This window comes from Saccharopolyspora spinosa NRRL 18395, assembly GCF_000194155.1.
Taxonomy (GTDB): domain Bacteria; phylum Actinomycetota; class Actinomycetes; order Mycobacteriales; family Pseudonocardiaceae; genus Saccharopolyspora; species Saccharopolyspora spinosa.
Genome location: NZ_GL877884.1, coordinates 39,416 through 57,121 on the forward strand (window position 1 = coordinate 39,416; position 17,706 = coordinate 57,121).

12 protein-coding genes and 1 tRNA gene are annotated in these 17,706 nt (G+C 69.5%); 5 read left to right on the top strand and 8 right to left on the bottom strand.

What is annotated here, in order from left to right; translation table 11 throughout:
- Window positions 1-157: 157 nt before the first annotated feature.
- The 4 genes from SSPN_RS0140610 to mfd form a co-directional block, all read right to left on the bottom strand.
- On the bottom strand, window positions 158-1,081 hold the full coding sequence (locus SSPN_RS0140610) for a SurA N-terminal domain-containing protein (RefSeq protein WP_010316302.1): 924 nt from the start codon (window positions 1,079-1,081) through the stop codon (window positions 158-160).
- 92 nt (window positions 1,082-1,173) lie between these two features.
- A complete protein-coding gene (locus SSPN_RS0140615; RefSeq protein ID WP_010316303.1) occupies window positions 1,174-1,719 on the bottom strand; it encodes an AMIN-like domain-containing (lipo)protein in 546 nt (181 codons plus the stop codon).
- Window positions 1,720-1,902: 183 nt separating this feature from the next.
- Entirely contained in the window at window positions 1,903-3,594 is a 1,692-nt protein-coding gene (locus SSPN_RS0140620; protein WP_010316305.1) for a BCCT family transporter, read from the bottom strand.
- Between the two features lie 191 nt (window positions 3,595-3,785).
- Complete coding sequence (mfd, locus tag SSPN_RS0140625; RefSeq protein ID WP_010316306.1) at window positions 3,786-7,382, bottom strand: transcription-repair coupling factor; 3,597 nt, start codon at window positions 7,380-7,382, stop codon at window positions 3,786-3,788.
- Between the two features lie 156 nt (window positions 7,383-7,538).
- Between mfd and SSPN_RS0140630 the strand changes: the two genes are divergently transcribed.
- Window positions 7,539-8,735: a PQQ-dependent sugar dehydrogenase gene (locus SSPN_RS0140630; RefSeq protein WP_010316308.1), complete on the top strand. Its 1,197-nt coding sequence runs from the start codon at window positions 7,539-7,541 to the stop codon at window positions 8,733-8,735.
- Window positions 8,736-8,922: 187 nt separating this feature from the next.
- On the opposite strand, the gene SSPN_RS0140635 is transcribed toward SSPN_RS0140630, so the two are convergent.
- Both SSPN_RS0140635 and SSPN_RS0140640 read right to left on the bottom strand, forming a co-directional pair.
- Window positions 8,923-9,516, bottom strand: coding sequence for a TetR/AcrR family transcriptional regulator (locus SSPN_RS0140635; RefSeq protein WP_010316310.1), 594 nt, complete (start codon window positions 9,514-9,516; stop codon window positions 8,923-8,925).
- Between the two features lie 180 nt (window positions 9,517-9,696).
- The gene (locus SSPN_RS0140640; protein WP_010316312.1) at window positions 9,697-10,665 is read right to left on the bottom strand and encodes an acyl-CoA desaturase; all 969 of its coding nucleotides are present in this window, start codon (window positions 10,663-10,665) and stop codon (window positions 9,697-9,699) included.
- 417 nt (window positions 10,666-11,082) lie between these two features.
- Here SSPN_RS0140640 and SSPN_RS0140645 point away from each other — a divergent pair.
- The 4 genes from SSPN_RS0140645 to SSPN_RS0140660 all read left to right on the top strand — a co-directional run bounded on the left by SSPN_RS0140645 (window position 11,083) and on the right by SSPN_RS0140660 (window position 15,868).
- Window positions 11,083-11,153: transfer RNA gene (locus SSPN_RS0140645), tRNA-Gln, on the top strand.
- A 77-nt stretch (window positions 11,154-11,230) separates the two neighbouring features.
- Complete coding sequence (locus SSPN_RS0140650) at window positions 11,231-12,991, top strand: GGDEF domain-containing protein (protein ID WP_237710983.1); 1,761 nt, start codon at window positions 11,231-11,233, stop codon at window positions 12,989-12,991.
- 352 nt (window positions 12,992-13,343) lie between these two features.
- Window positions 13,344-14,858 carry a bifunctional UDP-N-acetylglucosamine diphosphorylase/glucosamine-1-phosphate N-acetyltransferase GlmU gene (gene glmU, locus SSPN_RS0140655; protein WP_010316314.1) on the top strand — a complete coding sequence of 505 codons (1,515 nt, stop codon included), beginning with the start codon at window positions 13,344-13,346 and terminating at the stop codon, window positions 14,856-14,858.
- A gap of 38 nt (window positions 14,859-14,896) precedes the next feature.
- Window positions 14,897-15,868: a ribose-phosphate diphosphokinase gene (locus SSPN_RS0140660; protein WP_237710986.1), complete on the top strand. Its 972-nt coding sequence runs from the start codon at window positions 14,897-14,899 to the stop codon at window positions 15,866-15,868.
- A 140-nt stretch (window positions 15,869-16,008) separates the two neighbouring features.
- On the opposite strand, the gene SSPN_RS0140665 is transcribed toward SSPN_RS0140660, so the two are convergent.
- Both SSPN_RS0140665 and SSPN_RS0140670 read right to left on the bottom strand, forming a co-directional pair.
- Window positions 16,009-16,623 (bottom strand): malonic semialdehyde reductase, encoded by a 615-nt coding sequence (locus SSPN_RS0140665; protein WP_010316316.1) that lies wholly within the window; start codon window positions 16,621-16,623, stop codon window positions 16,009-16,011.
- 139 nt (window positions 16,624-16,762) lie between these two features.
- Window positions 16,763-17,398 (bottom strand): NAD(P)-dependent oxidoreductase, encoded by a 636-nt coding sequence (locus SSPN_RS0140670; RefSeq protein ID WP_010316317.1) that lies wholly within the window; start codon window positions 17,396-17,398, stop codon window positions 16,763-16,765.
- Between the last annotated feature and the right edge of the window lie 308 nt (window positions 17,399-17,706).

Below are 17,706 nucleotides of genomic sequence, written 5' to 3' on the forward strand. Positions count from 1 at the left end.
CAACACCCGCCGTGGCCCCGGGCACGGAGTCGTTGGTCACGTCGACAGCGGTTTCAATTGAAACCGCAGAGGAACCACAGGTGTCCACAGTTTCAATTGAAACTGTGGACACCACCCCGGAGCTCGCAGTTTCAATTGAAACTGCGGACACCACCGGTCAGCCGGCCGCCGCCGGCGCCGACATCCGGAAGCCGGTGGTTTCGCCCTCGCTCGGGACCGCCACCAGGTTCACCCGGTCCCAGACGCCGTAGCGCGGGCTGAGCCGCACCCCGACGCGGTCCGCCGTGATGCCGAGCAGGTGCATGCCGACGCCTTGCAGCGTCTGATCGTCCGCCCCGCCCGCGGGCACCGCCGGGGGCGCGTCGGCGCGGCGCTCCTTGATCCGCGCGATCAGCCACTGGCCGGAGTTCGTTTCCGGCTCGAACGCCAGCACCGTGCCGGGCTGCGCGCCGAACAACGGCGTCGTGGCCGCGAGCTGCGGGCTGTCCGTGGCACGCAGCTTCTGGTCGAGCGCAGCCGGAACGCCGGCCTTGGCGTCCGCGGTGACGACCGCGGCGGCCTCCGCCGGCCCCTGCGCCATGCGCTTCGCTTTCTCCTCCGCCTCGCCGCGGGTGGTCGCCTGGCTGTAGTCGAAGGTGATGTCCAGCCGGTCGAAGTACTTGCGGCCGAGCTCCGTTGCCAGCAGCTGGGTTCGGGCGACCTCGCGGAGGTTCTGCGGGGTGTAGATCTTGCCCGAGGTCGCGGCCGCCGGCCCGCCCATCCGGTTGATCAGGTCGGCGACCTGCTGATCGGTGACGGTCAGCCGCTCGTCGCGGGCCGCCTGCTCGACCAACTCCTGGCGGACCAGCTGAGCGGCAAGCTGCCTGCCGAGCTCGTCGAGGTTGCCCTGCTGTTGCAGCTGCGGTTTGAGGCCCGGTTCCTTCGCGAGCACCTCGCCGAACCAGGATTGGACATCGGAGACCGGGATGCGGTTGTCGCCGACGATCGCGGCTGCGCCGACCTGGCTGGGGCCGGAACCGCAACCGGCGAGCAGCAGTCCGGCTGCGGCGATCGATGCGAGAAGGCGCCCGTGGCGCGGCATGCGGAACCTCACAGCGGGCACCCTCTCACGAAGTCACGTTTCGGTGAAGCCTCGGCACCGTCCGAAGTCGACGCCCGCGACATTGGTTCGACTCAACGGCCCAACGAACCCTGAGCCAGGTTTATGATCACCTTCTCGCCTTCGACCAGCACCTCGTAGTCGACGCCCTCGGATAGCCCGATGGTCAGCTCGCCGGTGCCGTGCGAGTTGTCGTTGACGACCGCGCTCTGCGCCAGCTCCTGGCCGAACTGCTCGGGTCCGGCGGTGCTGCGGTCCTGGTCGGCGATCTCCACGTAGACGTGCAGGAACGCCTTGCCGGTCATGCCTTCGACCGGCTCACCGGAGCCGCCCCAGACCGGCGCCGTCTCGTTCAGCTCGTGCTTCATCACCTTCAGGCCGCTCGCGTTCGGCAGCTTGCTGAAGTCGAACACGACCCGCTCCTCGCTGCCGTGCACGCCGGCGCGGATTTCCGGCTCGGCGGCGGAGGAAGTCAGGTTCGACACGGCCCCGGACTGGACGGCGCCACCGGCCGATGGGGCGGGGGCCGGCGCCGGGGCGCCCGCGGCACATCCGGTGAGCGCCAGCGCGGACAGCGCGATCGAGCTGGTCGCCAAAATCAGCTTGGTGCGCATGGACATCGGTAGAACCTCTCGACAGGGGAGCTTTTACCCCTAGAGACGCACTGCGGCGCACGAGGTTCCGAACCGCATCGAACTGATCTTCCGGACAGATCACGCCCGATCGGCCGACCCGGAGATCACCAACGAAGAATCCACTGTGGACCATTCTTGGCAACGAGCGCGCATCCACAGTGGAGGGAGTCAGAGCGGCTTCGAATCCTCTTCAGCCGGAACGACTTCCAGCTGGAAGTCCCCTCCGTGGCGTTCGGTACCGGCGATGACCGCCTGCTCCAGCACCTGCGCGCCCTTCTCGCCGCGCTGCATCAGCGGGTCCGCACGCAGGTCCTTCATCAGCGCCACGCACAGCAGCACCATCACCACCGCGAACGGCGCCGACGCCAGGAAGGTCATGTTCTGGATGCCGCTGAGCGCGTTCTCCCCGCCGACGATGAGCATGATCGCGGCCACCGCACCCGTCGCCGCGCCCCAGAACACCACCATCCACCGCTTCGGCTCGATCGAACCGCGCTGCGACAGCGTGCCCATCACCACCGACGCCGCGTCCGCGCCGGAGACGAAGAAGATCGCGACCAGGACCATCACCAGCACCGTGGTGATCGCCGACAGCGGCAGCGTCTCCAGCACCCGGAAGGTCTGCGCCTCTTCGCCGCCGCTGCGGAACACGTCGACGCCGCCCTGCTGCACCCGGATCGAGCTGCCACCGAAGATCGCGAACCACACCAGGCTCACCGCGCTCGGCACCAGGATCACACCGGTGACGAACTGCCGGATCGTGCGGCCCCGGCTGATCCGCGCGATGAACATGCCGACGAACGGCGTCCACGAGATCCACCACGCCCAGTAGAAGATCGTCCAGCTGGACAGCCAGTCGTTCATCGCCGCGCCGCCGGTGGCGCCGGAGCGGGAGGCCATCTCGCCGAAGTCGCGCAGGTAGACGCCGATCGAGGTGGGCAGCAGGTCGAGGATGAACACCGTCGGGCCGACCACGAACACGAAGATCGCCAGCAGCGCGGCCAGCACCATGTTGATGTTGGACAGCCACTGGATGCCCTTGGCCACGCCGGACACCGCCGAGAAGATGAAGCAGATCGTCAGCACCACGATGATCAGCACCAGCACCGTGTTGCCGATCCCGCTGATCCAGCCGGCCGACTGCATGCCGCTCTGGATCTGCAGCGTCCCCAGCCCCAGCGAGGCCGCCGAGCCGAACAGCGTCGCGAACAGCGCGAGGATGTCGATCAGCTTGCCGATCGGGCCCTCCGCGCCCCGCTTGCCGATCAGTGACGTGAACACGGCACTGATCAGCTGCTTGCGACCGCGCCGGAAGCTGCAGTACGCGATGGACAGCCCGACGACGGCGTAGATGGACCACGGGTGCAGCGTCCAGTGGAACAGCGACGTCGCCATCGCGGTCTCCACCGCCGCCTCGCTCAGCGGTTCCACGGTGCCGGGCGGCGGTTCGACGAAGTGCGCCAGCGGTTCTGCGACGCCGAAGAACATCAGGCCGATGCCCATGCCGGCGCTGAACATCATCGCGATCCACGACACGGTGCGGAATTCCGGCTGCTCGCCGTCCTGCCCCAGCGGGATCGCGCCGTAGCGGCTGATCGCCAGCCACAGCGCGAACACCACGAACCCGGTCGCGGCGAGCACGAAACCCCAGCCGATGTTGGTCACCAGCCAGGACAACGCGGCGGACGAGACCCGCGCCAGCGAATCGGTGGAGAACACGCCCCAGCAGACGAAGAAGATCGTGATCGCGGCGGTGACCCCGAAGATCACGAAGTCGGTGCGGGCCGAGTGCTCGGCGGCGAACGCGGCGGGTGACTGCGGTATGCCCGTCTTCTCTGGTTCCGAGGCCTTCCTGGTCATGGTCCCCGCCTCCTCGTCACGCACTGCGAAGCCGGATCAACGGTCACGCCGGGGCGGTATCTCGGCAACTCAGAAGCAACGACGTCCCGGCTGGCCAAGCGCCGTGAGCACTTTCAGGTGCTATGACAGTGCTATGACACCCAACGTGCTCACGGCCGTTCACCAGGCGAAACCTGCGCGGCTGGGCGGGTTCACGCGACCGGGGCGGGTGCGGTGGTGAGGTCCTCCAGGAACTTGGAGCACCAGTCCAGCAGCGCCTCGTCGCGCAGCGGCGGCGCGCCCATCCGGCCTCCTGCCGCGCCTACCGTCGGGCGCGGCACCGACACCGTGCGGACAGCGGGCTTGTAGACCGCCTTCGGGTACAGCCGCTTGAGCCGGACCTGCTTCGAGTCCGGCAGCGCCAGCGGCGCCACCCGCAGCGAAGCGCCCTGCAACGTCACCTCACTGACCCCGTGCTCCCGGCAGACCTGCCGGAAGCGGGCCACCTTCAGCAGCCGCTCCACCGGCTCCGGCAACGGCCCGTAGCGGTCGACGAGCTCGGCGCGCACCGCGTCCAGCGCCTCGCCGTCGACGGCTGCCGCGAGCTTGCGGTATGCCTCCAGCCGCAGCCGCTCTCCCGGCACGTAGTCGTGCGGGATGTGCGCGTCGATGGGCAGGTCGACCCGGACCTCGGTGAGCTCCTCCTCGCTCTCCCCCGGCTCCGCGCCCGCGTGCCGCCGGAACGCGTCCACCGCCTCGCCGACCAACCGCACGTACAGGTCGAAGCCGACGCCCGCGATGTGCCCGGACTGCTCGGCGCCGAGGATGTTGCCCGCACCGCGGATTTCCAGGTCCTTCATCGCGACCGCCATGCCCGCGCCGAGCTCGGAGTTCTGCGCGATGGTCGCCAGCCGGTCGTGCGCCATGTCGGTCAACGGCTTCTCCGGCGGGTAGAGGAAGTAGGCGTAGCCGCGCTCGCGGGCCCGCCCGACGCGGCCGCGCAGCTGGTGCAGCTGGGCGAGGCCGAGCAGATCGGAGCGATCCACGATCAGCGTGTTGGCGTTGGAGATGTCCAACCCGGTCTCGACGATCGTGGTGCACACCAGCACGTCGTGCTCGCGCTCCCAGAACCCCTGGATGATCTTCTCCAGCCGGTCCTCGTTCATCTGCCCGTGCGCGGTGACGATCCTCCCCTCCGGCACCAGTTCCCTCAGCTGGCGCGCGACCTTCTCGATGTCGTGCACCCGGTTGTGCACGAAGAACACCTGGCCGTCGCGCAGCAGCTCGCGCCGGATCGCGGCGGCGACCTGCTTCTGGTCGTACGCGCCGACGTAGGTCAGGATCGGGTGCCGCTCCTCCGGCGGGGTGAGGATCGTCGACATCTCCCGGATGCCGGCCATGCTCATCTCCAGCGTCCGCGGGATGGGCGTCGCGGACATCGTCAGCACGTCCACGTGCGTGCGCAGGGCCTTGATGTGCTCCTTGTGCTCGACGCCGAAGCGCTGCTCCTCGTCGACGATCACCAGGCCCAGGTCCTTGTACCGGATCCCGGTCTGCAGCAGCCGGTGCGTGCCGATCACGATGTCGACCGAGCCGTCGGCCAGGCCCCGGATGGTCTCCTCGGACTCCATCTGGTCGGTGAACCGGGACAGCCCCTTCACGGTCACCGGGAACGACCGCATCCGGTCGGTGAAGGTGTTCAGGTGCTGCTGGGCGAGCAGCGTGGTCGGCACCAGCACGGCGACCTGCTTGCCGTCCTGCACCGCCTTGAACGCCGCGCGCACCGCGATCTCGGTCTTGCCGTAGCCGACGTCGCCGCAGATCACCCGGTCCATCGGCACCGGGCGCTGCATGTCGGCCTTCACCTCGTCGATGGCGGCCATCTGGTCGCCGGTCTCGGTGTAGGGGAAGGCGTCTTCCAGCTCCCGCTGCCACGGGGTGTCCGCCCCGAAGGCGTGCCCGGGCGAGGACTGCCTGGCCGCATACAGCTGCACCAGCTCAGCGGCGATCTCCTTGACCGCCTTGCGGGCCTTGGCCTTGGTGTTCTTCCAGTCCGAGCCGCCGAGTTTGTTCAGCGTCGGCGCCTCGCCGCCGACGTAGCGGGTGACCTCGTCGAGCTGGTCGGTCGGCACGAACAGCCGGTCGCCGGGCTGGCCGCGCTTGCTCGCCGCGTACTCCAGCACCAGGTATTCGCGGGTCGCGCCGCCGACGGTGCGCTGCACCATCTCGACGTACTTGCCGATGCCGTGCTGCTCGTGCACCACGAAGTCGCCGGTCTTGAGCGCCAGCGGGTCGACCGCGTTGCGCCGCCGCGACGGCATCCGGCGCATGTCCTTCGTGGACGTTCCGCCCCGGCCGCCGGTCAGGTCGGCCTCGGTGAGCACCACCAGCGCGATCTCGGGCGCGGCGAAGCCGTCCTCCAGGCCGCCGCGGACCACCGTCACCACGCCGGATTCCGGCTCCGCCGCCAGCCCGTCCTCGGCCAACCGCGCGGGCAGCTCCGCTTCGCGCAGCTGCTGCACGGCGCGCTGCGCGGTGCCCGCACCGGCCACCACCAGCACCGCCGCGCCGCCTGCTGCGGTGTGCGCGCGCAGGTCGGCGAAGGCGCGCTCGATCTCGCCGTGGTAGGCATCCACCGGCTTGAGGACGAGCCGGATGACCTCGTCGTCGTCCTCGCCTTCCTCGCTGGTCAGCTGGGTCAGCGGCCACCACGGCAGGCCGATCGAGACGGTGTGCTCGGCGACCTCGGCCAGGGCGCGGTAGGCCGACGCGCCCAGATCGATGGGTGCTTTGCCGCCGTCGGCGGCGACCATCCAGGAGGCCTCCAGGAACTCCTGGCCGGTGCGCACGAGGTCGGCGGCCCGCGCGTGGATCTTCTCCGGGTCGGCGAGCAGCACGTGCGTTCCCGCCGGGGCCAGATCGGTCAGCAGCCGCATCTCGCCTTCGCACAGCGCTGGGATCAGCGCCTCCATGCCTTCGACCGGCGCGCCCGAAGCGATCTTCTCCAGCATCTCGGCGAGGTGGGTGTCGGTCTGGTGCTGCTCGGCGAGCTTCGCGGCGCGCTCGGCGACCTGCTCGGTGATCAGCAGCTCCCGGCAGGCCGGGGCGAACAGCTCGGTGCTCGGCGCGTTCGGCAGCGAACGCTGGTCGGCGACGGCGAACGGGCGGATCTCGGTGACCTCGTCGCCCCAGAACTCCACTCGCAGCGGGTGTTCCTCGGTCGGCGGGAAGACGTCGACGATGCCGCCGCGCACCGCGAACTCGCCGCGCTTCTCGACCATGTCGACGCGGTCGTAGGCCAACTCCGCGAGCCGCTCGACCAGTTCCTGGAAGTCGTGCTCGGTGCTGACCGCGAGCCGCACCGGGGCCAGCTCGCCCAACCCGGGCGCGATCGGCTGGATCAGGCTGCGCACCGTCGTCACCAGCACCTGGACGGCGCCGTGCGCGTGCTCCTCGGGGTGCGCGAGGCGGCGCAGCACCGACAGCCGCCGGCCGACGGTGTCGGCGCGGGGCGAAAGCCGTTCGTGCGGCAGGGTTTCCCAGGACGGGAACACCTCGATACCGGCCGGACCCAGCAGGTCCGACAACGCCGCCGCGGCCTCCTCCGCTTCCCGGCCGGTGGCGGTGACCAGCAGCACCGGCCGCCCGGCGCCGCCCTCGGCGGCCAGCGACCCCGCGGTCAGCGACCGGGCCGCCGGGGGGCCTTCCAACACCAGGCGCGGCCGCCCGGCCGCCGCCACGACCTGCCGGATGGCGGGATCGCGCAGCACGATTTCGAGCAGTCCGCGCAGGGGACCGGCCTGGCTCATGGAGCTACCTCGCAGCAAGACATGGCGAATGCGGGCACACCCCTACCCGGGACCAACGCCAACACCGGGAGGGGCATCGGGTTCCAGACTACGACCCGGGTGCGACACGAACGCGATGGCCCGAACGCGTTACATGGCCGATGTCACACTGTGCGCATGCTGCTGCGCCGGTCCGCCGCGTTCGCCCTGCTGCTGCCCCTGATCAGCGGCTTGATCGGGTGCACCAGCGCGGACAGCACCGATCGGCCCGCACCGGCGAGCACGGCGGCCTCGGCACCGTCGGCGCTGCGCGTCGAGATCGTCGCGGCCGGGCTCGAGCACCCCTGGGACATAGGGTTCCTGCCGGATGGCACCGCGCTGGTCAGCCAGCGCCCCGGCAGGCTCGTGCTGCTCGCCGATCATCGACCGGGCGCGCTGGTGCGGCCCGTGCAGGCGGACTTCGGCGATGTGCTCGCGGAAGGCGAAGGCGGCCTGATGGGTCTGCTGGTGCACCCGTCATTCGCCGCCAACCGGCGGTTCATCACCTGCCAGACAAACCAGGAGAACGGCACGCCCGTGGACATCCGGCTGATCACCTGGCGGCTTTCCGAGGACGGCTCGCGCGCGGATCGGGTCGGGAATCTGCTCATCGGGCTGCCGGTGAACCGCAGCGGACGGCACTCCGGCTGCCGGCTGGCGCTGGCCGAAGACGGAGCGCTGCTGGTGAGCACCGGGGACACGGCGCGGCCCACGATCGCGCAGGACCGCGGCTCGCTCGGCGGCAAGGTGCTGCGAGTGAACATCGACACCGGCGCTCCCCTGCCGGACAACCCGTTCATCGCGTCACCGAACCCGAGCGAGCGGTTGCTCTACACCTACGGGCACCGCAACCCGCAGGGCGTCGCGCCGCGGCCCGGCGGTCAGGTGTTCGTCGCGGAGCACGGGCCGGACGTCGACGACGAGATCAACCTGCTGCGGCCGGGCGGGAACTACGGCTGGGATCCGTCGCGCGGCGGCACCGAATCCTCTTACGACGAGTCGGTGCCGATGACCGATCTACGCCGATTCCCAGACGCTGTCAAGGCGGTCTGGTCGTCGGGGGACCGAACGGAAGCCGTTTGCGCCGCGACGTTCCTGACCGGTCCGCAGTGGAAGCGCTTCGACGGGATGCTGGCGGTCACGGCGCTCAAGGGCAGCAAGCTGCTGCTGTTCGGGGTCCAGCCGGACGGCTCGGTACACCAGGTGGAGATCCCGCCCGAACTCGACGACACCCACGGCCGGCTCAGAGCCGCCCGCCAAGGCCCCGACGGCGCCCTCTACATCACCACGTCCAACGGCACCGACGACAAGGTCCTCCGCATCACGGCATCCTGAACCGCAAGTTCCATTGAAATCGGACCGTCGATTTCAATGGAAATCGCGGCCCTCCGGCGCGTCAGCCCCCGACACGCCGGCTGCTGTGGACAACTCCCCCAATTTCAATGGAAATCGGACCGTCGATTTCCATTGAAATTGCGGGAGAACAGGCGCACCGGTGCGTCTGGGCTGGGACGTTGCGGGGTCACTTCGTCGAGAGGCGGGGTTTGTGCTCCAGGTGGGACAGGCCGTTCCAGGCGAGGTTCACCAGGTGCGCGCCGACCTCTTCCTTCTTCGGCTTGCGCGCCTCAAGCCACCACTGGCCGGTCAGCGCCACCATGCCCACCAGCGCCTGGCTGTACAGCGGGGCTAGCTTCGAGTCGTAGCCCCGCGCGCTGAACTGAAGGCCGAGGATGTGCTCGACCTGGCTCGCGATGTCGTTGAGCAGGCTGGAGAACGTGCCGCTGTTGCTGGCCACCGGCGAATCCCGCACCAGCACCCGGAAACCGTCGGTGTTGTTGTCGATGTAGTCCAGCAGCGCCCGCGCCGCTTGCTCCAGCAGTTCCCGCGGATGTCCCGCGGACAGGGCGGAGACGACCAGGTCCAGCAGGTTGCGCATCTCGCGGTCGACCACCACCGCGTAGACGCCTTCCTTGCCGCCGAAGTGCTCGTAGACGACCGGCTTGGACACCCCGGCGCGGTGCGCGATCTCCTCGATCGACGTGCCGTCGAAGCCCTTCTCCGCGAACAAGGCCCGGGCCACGTCCAGCAGCTGCTGCCGACGTTCCTTGCCCGTCATCCTGACCCGTGCGGTGCGGCCCTTCGGTCGCGCCTCCGGTTCGGGCGCAGTCCGCCCGCGTCGCCGTGATACCACTCGCACAACCCTAAGGTGCGGGGCCGACACCGATGCGCTGGCCCGATGAAGATGAAAGAGTGCCCGCGCGAACGCCGCTGCGCGGGCACTCCTGGAGCCGGGCGGTCAGCCCTTGTACTCGGTGACCGAGATGCGGGCCAGCCGCTTCTCGTTGGACCAGCGGACGTTCCAGGCCCAGCCGAGCTTCTCGAAGATCCAGATCACCCGCGCCGAGATGTCGATCTGGCCGCGTAGCACGCCGTGCCGGGCGCAGGTCGGGTCGGCGTGGTGCAGGTTGTGCCAGGACTCGCCGAAGGACAGGATCGCTAGCGGCCAGAAGTTCGCCGCCTTGTCCCGGCTCTTGAACGGCCGCTCGCCGATCATGTGGCAGATCGAGTTCACCGACCACGTGATGTGGTGCAGGAAGGACACCCGGACCAGACCGGCCCAGAAGAACGCGGTGAACGCGCCCCACAGCGACCAGGTGAACAGCCCGCCCAGCACACCGGGCAGCAGAAGGCTGAGGGCCGTCCACAGCGGGAACAGCCGGTTGACCTTCACCAGCGCTTCGTCCTTGAGCAGGTCCGGCGCGAAGCGGTCCTCGTTGGTCAGGTCGCGCTCGAACAGCCAACCCATGTGCGCATGCCAGAAGCCCTTCGCCAGCGCGGCGGGCGAGCTGCCGAAGCGCCACGGCGAGTGCGGGTCGCCCTCGCGGTCGGAGAAGGCGTGGTGCCGGCGGTGGTCGGCGACCCACGTGATCGCCGGGCCCTGCACGGCCATCATGCCGAAGATCGCCAACGCGATCTTGACGCCGTGCTTGGCCTTGAACGAGCTGTGCGTGAAGTACCGGTGGAAACCGACCGTCACGCCGAGTCCCGACGCGACGTAGAAGACCAGCGCCAAGCCGATGTCGACCCAGCCAAGGCCCCAGCCCCAGGCCGCCGGCACCGCCAGCACGAGTGCGAGGAACGGCACCAGGACGAACACGTACACCGCCAGCTGCGCCACCCAGGGTCGGGTGCCCGCGGTCAGCGGCTTCGGCCCGGACTCCGCGCGGGCCTCTGTAGGGGCAACGCGCTCGGTTGCTGCGGTCATACTCAATACCTCGAATGGCGTTGGGGAGGTGGGAAAACTGCGGTCAGCCCCGGGAATCACGGCCCCGCAACACCTCCACCCTACGGGACCGTAACCTACGCAAGCGTAAGTTCTTTGATGCCGAATCGTCACCCCCGGCCCCAAAATTGCGGCGTGTCGCACCCACTCGGGCGTGTCCGAATCGCCCTTGTTCACCCGAACAGCCGTGATCTTGAACGCAACCATGCGACAGCTCGGTACGTCACATACACGTGCCAGCCCTCGACGAAACCCGCGAACAAACCAGCCCGACGCCGACCCGGCAGCCAGGGCATGCCACGATGTCGGCCGGGTACCACCGCCTGTCAGCCCGGGCCGGTAGGCTCGGGTACCGGTGCCAGGAGTCGCATGCTGGCACTGCGGGCCAACAGCACCCGATCCGCCGTGGTGTAAAGGCAGCACCTCGGATTTTGGTTCCGATGGTCCAGGTTCGAATCCTGGCGGCGGAGCGAGCGGTCCTCCCAGGTCCGATGCGGCGCGCGGCCGGCAACACCGCGCAGCGCGCCGCGCGGGCTGCCGGGGTGGAATGGTGAACAGGGGGTGTGCGCCGCTGCGCGACGACACGACCGCCGTGCGCGATGACCCGGTGGCCACGCTAAGCGAGGTGTCCGACGCGTGGCTGGTGGGACGCGCACGCGAACTCAACGCAGTCGGCCAGCACAGCGACACGGCCAGTCAGCGCTGCACCATCCGTGAAGCCGACAACCTGCTCGCCGAGGCCCAGCGACGCGGCGAACCGCGCATAGTCGGCCAACTCCTGCGGCACTGCGCCTCGATGCGGCTGGTGACACCCGGCCTCGTCGACAGCGCCGATCCCCTGCTCGACGAGCTCCTCATGCACACCCGGCGGCATGGACTGGACGTCCTGCTGGCCGATGCGCACGCGCTGCGCAGTCGGCGCGCTCTGCTCGGCGGCAGCGAGGACACTGCGCTCACCGAGGTCGCGCACGGCCTGGCAATGCTCGACGACGAGCTGATCCCGGACCGCACGTTGGGCCGCCGGTCGTGGGAGCGTCTGCTGGCCACCTCGCTGATCGACATCGGCCTGGTGCTCACCCAGCTCGGCGTCTACGAGACGGCCGACGAGGTGATGACCCGCGCCCACCAGCGGATCCGGGAGAGCGGCGGCCCGCACGAGATCGCGGTGCACATGATCAACCGGTGCCGGATGCTGCTGGGCTGGGGACTGCGACTGGAGCGCATAGGGCAGCGCGAGGAGGCTACCGCCCGGTTCACCACCGCGTCGGCCATTGCGGTCGCGGTGGAGGGCCCGTGGCGCGAGTCGCTGTTCCCCCGGGTGTCCGACCGCCCCGCTGCCGAGCAGGTGCCGGTGCTCGGCGCCGCCCACGCGCTGGCGCAGCCACACGTGGAGCACATCGAGCGACTCAAGGTGCTGCGCGCCCTGGACCGGGCGATCCACCCGCGGGAGAAGATCATCGTCGCGATCGCGCTGTCCCGGTGCCTGACCCGCGCGGACCTCAGCAAAGAGGCGGTGCGTGTGCTGTCGGACACCCGCGCGGACACGGCCAGCGACACGTCGGAGCCGACCCTGCGCATTTCGCTGGCCCGCGAGTACGCGCAGCTGATCGAAGTCGGCACCGGAGTCACCCACGACGCGCTGCGGGACTACGCACTGGAGCTGGAGACCGAGCTGTGGACGATGCGCCAAGCCCGACTGTCCACTTTGGTCACCAGGTTGGAGAACTCGCGGCTGATCCACCGGCACGACGCGATCACCCGGCAGGCCCTGCAGGACCCGCTCACCGGCCTATCGAACCGCCGCGCGCTGGACGACCGCCTGGAGACGCTGCTCAACACGCCCGATGCGCAGCCGCTCGCCGTGGCGCTGGTCGACCTCGACGGGTTCAAGGGCGTCAACGACCGCTGCTCGCACGCGGAGGGCGACGACGTGCTGCGCACCGTCGCGATGACCCTGCGCGACACCCTGCGCACCGATGACTTCGTGGCCCGCTACGGCGGTGACGAGTTCGTCGTGCTGTTGCCTGGCGCGACCCTCGGTGCCGCGCAGGCCGCGCTGCAGCGCACCGCCGAGGCGGTCGACCGGCTGCCTGGCGAGCTCTCGCGCGGCGTGACCCTGTCGATCGGCGTCGTCGCGATGCGCCCGCAGGAATCGGCGGCGCAGGTGCTGGCGCGCGCGGATGCCGCGATGTACCAGGCGAAGCGCGACGGCGGCAATCGCGTCTCGGCGTTCTCCGGCGTGACTAACGACCCGCCGGACAGACCGGCCGAAGATCACTCGGTGTGGATCCCCCCGGACGCCCTCTGACGTCTTCCAGTGGTGCGCGAAGGGCCCCTTCGACCTGCCCAGTCGGGCGGAGGGCCCTCCGCCCATGTCAGATCCCTGGTTCAGCGGCGTGTGATCGGCCACAGCGGGCAGCGCCGCAGGGGTTCCGCGAATGCAGGGAAGATCACAAAGCCGCAGCTAGGGGGCTGACTCCGCACACGGAATACCAGCGGTCGGCGGTACCATCACATCCGCCGGACAGGCGCGCAGGGGCACCGGAGCCGAGGGGGCGGCGGCCCGGTTACCCTTCACCCGCTTGGACGCAACAGGCACTGTCGGCCCGACGGCTGATCGACGCCGCCGAGCCGCTTCTAGAGATCAAGGGAGAGCGCTGATGCTCCAGGGCGACACCGCCCAGCCCTCCTCCCGCAGCGATGCGTCTTCGGAAACCGTCAGCACGATCGTGCTCGCCGCTGGCGAGGGCACCAGGATGCGATCGGCGACACCGAAGGTGCTGCACCGGCTCGCGGGCAGGCCCCTGGTCGAACACGCCGTGCGCGCTGCGGCCGGTGTCGACCCCGATGCACTGGTGGTCGTGCTGGGGCACGGCCGCGACGCCGTCGCCGAGCACCTGAAAGGCCTGGCCGGCGCCCTCGACCGCCCGATCGGCACCGCGGTGCAGGAACAGCAGCTCGGCACCGGGCACGCGGTCTCGTGCGGACTTTCCGAACTGCCCGACGGCCTCACCGGCACGGTACTGGTCAGCTACGGCGACGTGCCGCTGCTGGACAGCGACACCCTGCGCGGCCTGCTCGCCGAGCACCGCGACTCCGGCAACGCCGTCACCGTGCTGACCGCGGTGGTCGACGAGCCGACCGGTTACGGCCGGATGCTGCGCGACGCCGAGGGCCGGGTGACCGGCATCGTCGAGCAGAAGGACGCCACCCCCGAGCAGGCGGAGATCACCGAGATCAACTCCGGGGTCTACGCCTTCGACGCGGAAGTGCTCACCAACGCGCTCAAGCGGCTGTCCACCGACAACGCCCAGGGCGAGCTCTACCTGACCGACGTCCTGTCGATCGCGCGCGACGACGGCCGCCCGGTCGGCGCCCTGGTCTGCGCCGACCCGTGGCTGGTGGAAGGCATCAACGACCGGGTGCAGCTGGCCCGCCTCGGCGCCGAGATCAATCGCAGGCTGCTGCTGCGCTGGATGCGCGCGGGCGTCACGATCACCGACCCGAACTCGGTGTGGCTGGACTGCGACGTGGTGCTGGAGCGCGACGTCCTGCTGGAGCCGGGCGTGCAGCTGCGCGCTGGCACCACCGTCGGAGAGGGCGCGACCGTCGGCCCCGACACCACGCTCACCGGCTGCGTGATCCACCCAGGCGCCTCCGTGGTGCGCACCCACGGTGAGGGCGCCGAAATCGGGCCGGACGCCCAGGTCGGGCCGTTCGCCTTCCTGCGCCCCGGCACGCGGCTCGGCACGAAGGGCAAGATCGGCACCTTCGTCGAGACCAAGAACGCCGCGATCGGCGACGGCACCAAGGTGCCGCACCTGAGCTACGTGGGCGACGCGACGATCGGCGAGCAGAGCAACATCGGCGCCGCCACCGTCTTCGTCAACTACGACGGGGTGGCCAAGCACCACACCGTGATCGGATCACACGCCCGGACCGGCGCGGACAACATGTTCGTCGCCCCGGTCGAGGTCGGCGACGGCGCCTACACCGCCGCCGGCTCCGTGATCACCCAAGATGTCCCGCCAGGGGCGATGGCGGTCGCCCGCGGGAAGCAACGCACCATCGAAGGCTGGGTCGCCAGACGCCGCCCCGGCACCGCCGCAGACCAGGCCGCGCAACAGGCTTTGTCGAAAGAACCAACCACCAATCCGACGAACGGCGCCCAGTGACGGACGTCTTACGGGGAGGGACGATGACCGTGAGTGCCATGTCTGCGACCCCGAAGAAGAGCCTCAAGCTCTTCTCCGGTAGCAGTCACCCGGAACTTGCCGAGGAGGTGGCCAAGCAGCTCGACGTAACGGTCACGCCCCAGGCTGCCTACAAGTTCGCTAACGGCGAGATCTTCGTGCGCTACGACGAGTCGGTGCGCGGCTGCGACGCCTTCGTCATCCAGTCGCACTGCAACCCGCTCAACGACGCCATCATGGAACAGCTGCTCATGGTGGACGCGCTCAAGCGCGCCAGCGCCAAGCGCATCACCGTGGTCATGCCGTTCTACGGCTACGCGCGCCAGGACAAGAAGCACAAGGGTCGCGAGCCGATCTCGGCGCGGCTGATGGCCGACCTGTTCAAGACCGCCGGCGCGGACCGGATCATGGCGGTGGACCTGCACACCGACCAGATCCAGGGTTTCTTCGACGGCCCGGTGGACCACCTGATGGCCCAGAAGCTGCTGGCCAGCTACATCCGCGACACCTACGCGGGCGAGCAGATCACCGTGGTCTCCCCCGACTCCGGCCGCGTCCGGGTGGCGGAGAAGTGGGCCGACGACCTCGGCGGCACGCCGCTGGCGTTCATCCACAAGACCCGCGACCCCAGCAAGCCCAACCAGGTGGTCGCCAACCGCGTCGTCGGTGACGTCGAGGGCCGGCTGTGCGTGCTGGTCGACGACATGATCGACACCGGCGGCACCATCACCAAGGCCACCGAGCAGCTGCTAGCGGCCGGTGCAAAGGACGTCATCATCGCCGCCACCCACGCCGTGCTGTCCGGCCCGGCGGTGGACCGGCTGTCGTCCTGCGGCGCGAAGGAGGTCGTGCTGACCAACACGCTGCCGATCCCGGAGGAGCGCCGGTTCCCGAACCTCACGGTCCTGTCGATCGCCCCGCTGGTCGCGGAGGCCATCCACCAGGTCTTCGAGGACGGCTCCGTCACCAGCCTCTTCGACGGCCGCGCCTGACCGAGCGAGGTCGAACGGCCACTTACCACGAGCGGCCCCGGTCCACTTCGGACCGGGGCCGCTCGCCGCTTCGCGGTTCCGCCCCCCGCACCGCAACGCGAGAAGAAGCTGGAAAACGCTCGATGGAAATCGCGTGGTGATCAGACGGTGGTGACGACCTCGTCGTAGTCGAGGCGGGGCAGGCGGTCGAACCAGGGGTTCTCGCCCGGCTTGCCGATGTTCACGACCACCAGCGACTGCTGCTTGCCCGCCGGGAAGAACTCCGCGTTGATCCCGGCCGCGTCGAACCCGGTCATCGGGCCTGCGGCCAGCCCTGCGGCGCGCACGCCGAGGATGAAGTACGCGATCTGCAGGCTCGCGTTGAGCGTCGCGTTGTTCAGGCGGAGCTCGTCGTTGGCCGCGAACATGTCCTTCACGCCTTCCAGCTGCGGGAACACGCGCGGCAGGTTCTCGTGGAAGTCGGTGTCAGCGGCCAGGATCGCCACCAGCGGGGCCTTCTCGGTCTTGGCCCGGTTGCCCTCCATCAGGTGCGGCAGCAGCCGCTGCCGGCTCTCCTCGGAGCGCACCAACAGGATCCGCAGCGGCTGCTGGTTCATCGACGTCGGGGCCCACTTGACCAGGTCGTAGATCGCCTGGACCTGCTCGTCGGTGACGGGCTCGTCGCTGAAGCTGTTGGCTGTGCGGGCGTCGCGGAACAGCAGGGCCTGGGCGTCCGCGCCGAGCACCAGCTGCTCGGCCTGGTCGATCGCGGTCATGAGCTAACTCCTGGAGCCGTCGGGTGGGAATCGGGGACTCGCACGGGACGGCGCGAGCCACTGTCATCTCAACATTTTTGAGCCTTCAAGTATTTCAGGACCGGCCTTCTGTGACTGGAATCACCGATCCCGAGGCTGCTCAGTAGCCGACCGTGAAGCGCTGCCGCCGGTGCGCGGGCCGCTCCAGTTCGTCGACGAACGCGATCGCGTAGTCGTCGCCACTGATCGAGGAGTTGCCGTCCGCATTTGTCACCAGCACGTCGCCGCCGAGCCGGTAGGACCCGGTCCGCTCGCCCGGAGCGTGGGCACCGAAGTTCGCCGGGGGGCTGACGTAGAACCAGTCCACCCCGGCGGGCGCCTCCTGGAGCGCCGCGAGCACCTCCGCGTGCGCGCCCGCCTCCGGCTTGAACTCGTCCGGGAATTCCGAGGTATCGATCAACCGCGGGCCCCCATCGGCGACCCGCAGGCTGCTGGCACCGCCGACCACGCCGATCCGCAGGCCGCGCCGATTGGCCGTGGCGAACAGCGTTGGCACCGCGTCGAACAGCTTCGTGCCGTCGGGCATCGGCCGCCCCGGGATCGCCACGATCAACGCGCCCGCACCCGCGGTCGCGTCGAGCACGAACTTCTCGTCGTGTAGCGAGCCCGCCTCCCTCGGCTCGGCCAACGACTCGACGTGCCGCGCCACGCCGACCACCTCGTGCCCGCGCTGCCGCGCTTCCCGCAGGATCTTGCCGCTGGCGAAGCCGGTGGCACCAAACAGGACCAGTCTCATCGCATCCTCCTTCTGTGCTGGTCACCGACGATAACTATTAGTTACTGGTGACTTCAAAGTGCACTGAGTTCCTGGAGGTAACCATCGAGCTGGCGCGCCCGTGCCGAACGCCCGGGAGCGACCCGAACCGGGTGGAGTCACCCATGCGAAAACGACTGTGCAAGCAACGTTTAGACTAGTCAGGTTGCCTCGGCGAGGTCGGGACGTTCGCCCGGCGTGATCGACGCGGTGGCACGGTGGTCGCCGACCATTCGGTTGGCGCACTGATGTCGCTCACACCCCGGGTGCCCGTTCGGCACCGCGTCGTA